At 62.4% G+C, this 6,023-nt stretch carries 6 protein-coding genes; 4 read left to right on the top strand and 2 right to left on the bottom strand.

What is annotated here, in order from left to right; genetic code table 11:
* Positions 1–102: 102 nt before the first annotated feature.
* Both M0D67_RS37895 and M0D67_RS37890 read right to left on the bottom strand, forming a co-directional pair.
* A complete protein-coding gene (locus M0D67_RS37895; protein WP_171929430.1) occupies positions 103–1,356 on the bottom strand; it encodes an MFS transporter in 1,254 nt (417 codons plus the stop codon).
* A complete protein-coding gene (locus tag M0D67_RS37890; protein ID WP_266242412.1) occupies positions 1,353–2,321 on the bottom strand; it encodes a PRC-barrel domain-containing protein in 969 nt (322 codons plus the stop codon). Before M0D67_RS37890 ends, M0D67_RS37895 begins: the two co-directional genes overlap by 4 nt.
* A 518-nt stretch (positions 2,322–2,839) precedes the next feature.
* Between M0D67_RS37890 and M0D67_RS37885 the strand changes: the two genes are divergently transcribed.
* The 4 genes from M0D67_RS37885 to M0D67_RS37870 all read left to right on the top strand — a co-directional run bounded on the left by M0D67_RS37885 (position 2,840) and on the right by M0D67_RS37870 (position 6,015).
* Positions 2,840–4,222 carry an NCS2 family permease gene (locus M0D67_RS37885; protein ID WP_154565665.1) on the top strand — a complete coding sequence of 461 codons (1,383 nt, stop codon included), beginning with the start codon at positions 2,840–2,842 and terminating at the stop codon, positions 4,220–4,222.
* A 244-nt stretch (positions 4,223–4,466) separates the two neighbouring features.
* Positions 4,467–4,892, top strand: a complete 426-nt coding sequence (locus M0D67_RS37880) for a helix-turn-helix transcriptional regulator (RefSeq protein ID WP_154565666.1) — start codon at positions 4,467–4,469, stop codon at positions 4,890–4,892.
* Entirely contained in the window at positions 4,889–5,227 is a 339-nt protein-coding gene (locus M0D67_RS37875) for an SRPBCC domain-containing protein (protein WP_233465048.1), read from the top strand. Before M0D67_RS37880 ends, M0D67_RS37875 begins: the two co-directional genes overlap by 4 nt.
* A 53-nt stretch (positions 5,228–5,280) precedes the next feature.
* A complete protein-coding gene (locus tag M0D67_RS37870; RefSeq protein ID WP_154565668.1) occupies positions 5,281–6,015 on the top strand; it encodes a thioredoxin family protein in 735 nt (244 codons plus the stop codon).
* Positions 6,016–6,023: the final 8 nt, after the last annotated feature.

Genomic DNA, 6,023 nt, shown 5'->3' with positions numbered 1-6,023 from the left:
CCGCCCCGCACAGGGGCAACGCTAATAGACCACTAACAATGCAAGGAAAGGCCAACACCATAGGAACACGGCCAATGCCGCCGCCAAAGGCAAAAAACAACCTCATCTAACAGCCGACTTCCCATCCCCCAAAGGCTCCGCCTCATCCCCAGCCCCTGCATCCCGCGTCTCAGGCATCGCGGCCCAAACGAGCAGCACGGCAAGTGCGCCCGCCGCAGCAAGCCCAAAAAAGCTCACCGCATTACCAAAATGATCCGCCACAAACCCAGCAGCCGTCGTGCTCAAAGTAGCCCCAATCCCGGCAGCCAACCCAAACAACCCGATACAAAGGTTATACCGCCCCTTCCCGCCGGCAACATCGGCGGCAATCAACGGCAGCATCACACCGAACACGGCCGCGCTCAGGCCGTCGAGCATCTGCACCGGCACCAGCAAATAAGGGCTGCTGATTCCAGCGAACAACAACGCCCGTATCGGCAACGCCGAAAACCCAAGCAGCAGAATCGGCCTGCGTCCCCACCGCTCGGCAGAGCGTCCAACCCATGGCGACATCATCGCCACAATCGCCTGCGGCACGATGATGCACGCGGCAATCACAAGCTGCACGTTGTCGCCCATGCCGGCCGTCACTTCGCCAGCGGCAAGGTTCAACATCGCCGCATTCGACAAGTGGAACAGCACGATACAAGCCGCAAACAGCAGCATCCGCTTGTCACGCAACAACTCGCGCAAACTCTCGCGCCGTTCGATCTGCGCCGGTGTCGGCCCGGTTTTCGGCAGCTCGATCGTGTCGGTACGCTGGATCATCGTCAGCGCAAACAGCGCAGGGACCGCCAGCGCCGCGGTCAGCCAGAACACCGCGCGAGGCGAATAGTATTCGCCGAATACGCCCATCAATCCGGCCGCGACGGCGCTGCCGATCGACGCCCAGCGCGCATTGCGTCCCAACCGGTCGCCCAGATTCGCGCGCCCCACCAGCGCGAACGAGATCGCGGCCAACGCTGGCGTCAGCATGCAACTGGCAAAGCCGTGGAACACCTCGGCGGCAATCACCGGCAACACCGTCGGGCTCGCAGCCAGTAGCACCGCACTGAAGATGATCGCGAAGATCGCCCATGCGGCAGCGCCTTTCTTGTTGCGCAACGCGTCGACGGCAGCGCCGCCCGGCACCTGGCTCACCATCGCACTTATAGTGCCGACGGACAGCGCCATGCCGATCTCGCCCTGAGTCCACTTGTGCGAGGCAAGGTACGACGCAATGAACGGCCCGAAACCCGTCTGCACGTTGGCGACGAAAAAATTCAGCCAATCGAGTGCGCGCAAACTGCGCGCGGTGACTAAAGTGCGGCCTGTCATCGGGCCGCCCGTGTGTTGGAACCCGCCGTGACTGTGGCCGGCGCGGCAGAAGCCGCAGTGGCGGGCGCTGGCGCGGAAGCGGGAGCGGGCGGCGGCGCGGGCGACACCGCGCGGATCGGCTTGTCGCTGGCGTACGGCGGCGTCGCGTTGATCTGCGCATCGCTCAGATCGATCAGCGGATGCAGCTCCTTGTCTTTCGTGACGAAACGCAGCGCGGACCAGTTGGCGGCAATCGTGCGCCGCTCGGTGCTGACCATGCCGTTGACGTCGAGCACGACCGCCTGCGGCTGCGCGTTGGCGTCGATCAGCACATCGATCACGCGGCCGACCTTGGCGCCGTTCGAGCGCTCGACGTCGGTGTCGATCAGCGGCAATTGCACGGCGGCGGACTTCGCCGCGGGAGTCGGCGTGGCCGTCGCGTTAAGTGTGATCGGCGCGGTCTTCGCGGTCGGCGTGAAGCGGAACGCGTTCCACGGGAAATTGACCTTGCGATCGCCGACGCCGAGGAAGCCTTGCAGATTGACCACGATTTCGCGCGGCTTGCCGCTCGCATCGGCGATCAGATCGACCGCGCGGCCCACTACCTTGCCGTCGGGCTTCTGCACTTCGCTATCGAGCAAGGCGCGCGCCTCGCTGCGCTCGATCGTGCGCAGCACGATCAGCGGCGGGGGCGCGGGGGGAGGCGGCGCGGGCGTGGCGACCGGCGGCGGAGGTTCGACCTTGCGTGGCTTGACGACCGGCTTCTTGGGCTTCTTCGGCTGTTCGGGCTCGGCCGCTTCAGTCTCGGCCGGCTCCGGCGCGGAGGCGGCTACGGGCGCGCTCGCGGGTTCGACGGGCATCACCGTGGCATCGACAATCGGCGCCTGTTGCGGGCCCCACAGCAGGCTGCAACCGGACAGCGCGAACAGCGCGAACACAGCAACAAGCAGAAGACGCCAGGCAGGACGCGAAAAACCGCCGCTCATCAAGAAGGACTCCATGGACCAGTGCGGACGGGCGCTGTGGGCCGCCGCCGTTAAGACACTCAGTTGCGTCAGGTAAGGGCCAGAGTGTAACCCGCGGCGCCGGGGCGGCCCGGTTTTGCAGGCTTTCTGACAGGTGTCCCCGGCGCACGATTCATACCGCGTTGCGCGCTCCTTGCCCCGACGTAGGCCCGTTTTTGCGCGTCGAACCCCTCAAAACCCTTTCACAACTCGATGACAAATCGTAGGTGTAAACGCGCGGAGCGTCCCCATGGTTTGCCGTCCCTTAAACGATATAAGCATCGCGACATGTCGAGCATGCCATTCATGCGATGGGAGACATATTTGTGTTGGCCTACATTTCGGGACAGCAAAAGAAGAACGGAGCATGCGGGTTGTCTGACGCATCGCAAGCCGACGTTCAAACCTTGCCACACCACATTAGATCAACGCAACGAGACGAACCTGATGGCGGCCGGAATACGAGCCGTTTCAGCCCGCTGATAAAGGAGGCACTCATCATGATGGAACCCCACGCCCAACCGATTTCTGAAGTCGGCGCCGAATCATTCGACGGAAAGGGCTTTCTTGACCGCTACTTCGAAATCTCTTCACGCGGCAGTTCGCAGCGTACGGAAATTGTCGCGGGCATCACGACCTTCCTCGCGATGGTCTATTCCGTGTTCGTCGTGCCGGGCATGTTCGGCAAAGCGGGCTTCGATACCAGCGCGGTGTTCGTCGCCGTGTGCCTGACCACCGCGTTCGGCTCGCTGCTGATGGGCGTGTGGGCGCGCCTGCCGATCGCGATCGGCTGCGCGATTTCGCTGACTGCGTTCACGGCGTTTGGCCTCGTGCTCGGTAAAGGTCTGCAGCCGAACGTTGCGCTCGGCGCCGTGTTCCTGATGGGTGTCGTCTTCACCGGGATCTCGGTGACGGGCGTGCGTTCGTGGATCCTTCGCAACCTGCCGACCGGCATCGCGCACGGCACGGGGATCGGCATCGGCCTGTTCCTGCTGCTGATCGCCGCGAATGACGTGGGTCTGGTCGTCAAGAATCCGGGCGCCGGTCTGCCGGTGTCGCTGGGCAATATCACGGCGTTGCCCGCGATCATGTCGGTGGCGGGTTTGGCTGCGATCTTCGGTCTGGTGCGCCGTCGCGTGCCGGGTTCGATCCTGATCGTGATCGTCGCGATCTCGGCGATTGCGCTCCTGATCGATCCGGCGGTGGCGTTCCACGGCGTGTTCGCACTGCCGTCGCTGAGCGCGCCGGGCCATTCGTCGCTGATCGGTGCGATGGACATCAAGGGCGCGCTGTCGATGGCGGTCCTGCCTAGCGTGCTGGCACTCGTGATGACCGCTGTGTTCGACGCAACCGGCACGATTCGCGCCGTTGCCGGACAGGCCGGTCAACTTGACGAAAACGGCCGCATCATCAACGGCGGCCGTGCGTTGACGGCGGATTCGCTGAGCTCGATTTTCTCGGGCCTGCTCGGTGGTGCACCGGCGGCTGCCTACATCGAATCGACGGTCGGTGTTGCAGCCGGCGCGAAGACGGGCATGGCAGCAGCGGTGGTCGGTCTGCTGTTCCTGGTGGTGATGTTCTTCTCGCCGTTGGCCAGTCTGGTGCCCTCGTATGCAACGGCCCCGGCGCTGATGTATGTCGGTCTGCTGATGCTCTCGAACGTGAGCAAGCTGCACATGGACGATATGGTCGACGCGATGTCGGGCCTGATGTGCGCCGTGTTCATCGTGCTGACCGCCAACATCGTGACGGGCATCATGCTCGGCTTCGCGACGCTGGTGATCGGCCGCGTGGTGAGCGGCGAGTATCGCAAGCTGAACGTGGGCACGGTTGTTATCGCTGTCGTGCTGGTCGGCTTCTATCTCGGCGGTTGGGCGATCTGATTCTGCCGCATTGAGTTTTGTGCGGTTTGCTGTAACGCGAGAGTGGGGCGGGCTTTCCTTGCCGCTTCGCTCAAACGTGTAGTCGGTTGTTCTCCACCTTGACGCGGCGTGTTGCAGAGTTTGATCTGCGATGCGCCGCGTATCTTTTTTCAGCATCCCCTTCGCACCTTCCTCTTCCTGCGCGCTTTGAGAAAAGTGCGCACCTGTCCTTGACATTCTTACGCGTGTTTCTATACTTAACCTCATGGTTAAGTTTAATGAAGCGTTACTCGATCGCACCTTTGCCGCGCTGTCCGATCCGACGCGGCGTGCGTTGCTCGCGCGTTTGTCCCAACTGAACGATCTGTCGGTCAGCGAACTCGCCGAGCCGTTTGCGATGTCCTTGCCTGCGGTGATGAAACACCTCGACGTGCTGTCCGAGGCTGGTCTTATCACGCGCCGAAAAACCGGCCGCACGGTGGCGTGCCGCCTGTCCGCCGGACCGATGGAGGAAGCCATGGAATGGCTCACTCGCTATCAGCGCTTCTGGTCCGAATCACTCGATCGTCTTGCTGCTTTCGTCGAAGAGGAACCGCCATGCCCGCCAAACCCAGTCTTACCCTCCAGCGCCGAATCAACGCCGCGCCCGCCAAAGTCTTCCGCGCCTGGACGGAAGCGGCGCAACTCATGAAGTGGATGCATCCGGGTGATGCCGAGGTGATTCGGGCGGAACTGGATGCGCGCGTGGACGGACGCTATTTGATAAGGTATCTCAAGACGGACGGCCGGGAACTCGAGGTCAATGGTCAGTATCTGGAGGTGGTGCCCGACGCCAAACTGGTGTTCACATGGGCATGGCGTTCGAGTCCGGAGCAGGAGTCGCTCGTCACGGTGCTGCTGCGCCCGGACGGCAACGCTACCTTGCTGACGCTCACGCATGAACAGTTCGTCGACGAAGAAACGCGCGACCACCACCAATTCGGCTGGAACGGCGGCCTCGATTCGCTGGAACGTTACTTCGCCTGAATTCGTCTGATTTTGCTCTATCGAATCTGCACGACGCAGAGAAGGAGACGCACATGGACCCGCAACACCGTATCGGCACCAGGGAAGAATGGCTGGCCGCCAGCAAGGCGCTATTGGTCGAAGAGAAAGCGTACACACGTGCCGGCGATGAACTCGCCCGCAAACGGCGGGCGCTGCCCTGGGTGAAGGTCGAGAAGACCTATGTATTCGAAACGCCGCAAGGCCCCAGGACACTTGCCGATCTGTTCGGCGGCCGTAGCCAGTTGATCGTTTATCACTTCATGCTCGGCCCGGATTGGGAAGAGGGCTGTTTTGGCTGCTCGTTCGTGTCGGATCACATGGACGGCATCCTGACGCATCTTGAACATCACGACGTATCCTACGTGGCGGTCTCGCGTGGGCCGCTCGCGAAGATCGAGGCTTTCAAAAAACGCATGGGCTGGAAGTTTCCGTGGGTGTCATCGAATGAGAGCGACTTCAATTTCGACTATCACGTGTCGTTCACGCCGGAGGAGATCGCCAGTAAGAAGGGGTACTACAACTTCACCGAGCAGGATGTCGGCATCGACGAGCTACCCGGTCACAGCGTGTTCTACAAGGACGCAGCGGGCGACGTCTATCACACGTATTCCACCTACGGACGCGGCGGCGAGCAGTTCCTCAGCGCGTACGCGCATCTCGACGTAACGCCGAAAGGCCGCGAGGAGAAGAAGAATATGGGCGAGTGGCTCAAGCATCACGATCGTTATGAGGAGAAGGCGAGCGGTTGCGCCGCGTGCAGCGCCTGACGCGCGCC

The organism is Paraburkholderia sp. SECH4 (assembly GCF_030511745.1).
In the GTDB taxonomy this organism is placed as follows: domain Bacteria; phylum Pseudomonadota; class Gammaproteobacteria; order Burkholderiales; family Burkholderiaceae; genus Paraburkholderia; species Paraburkholderia madseniana.
This window is presented reverse-complemented; position numbering and strand designations above follow the sequence as displayed.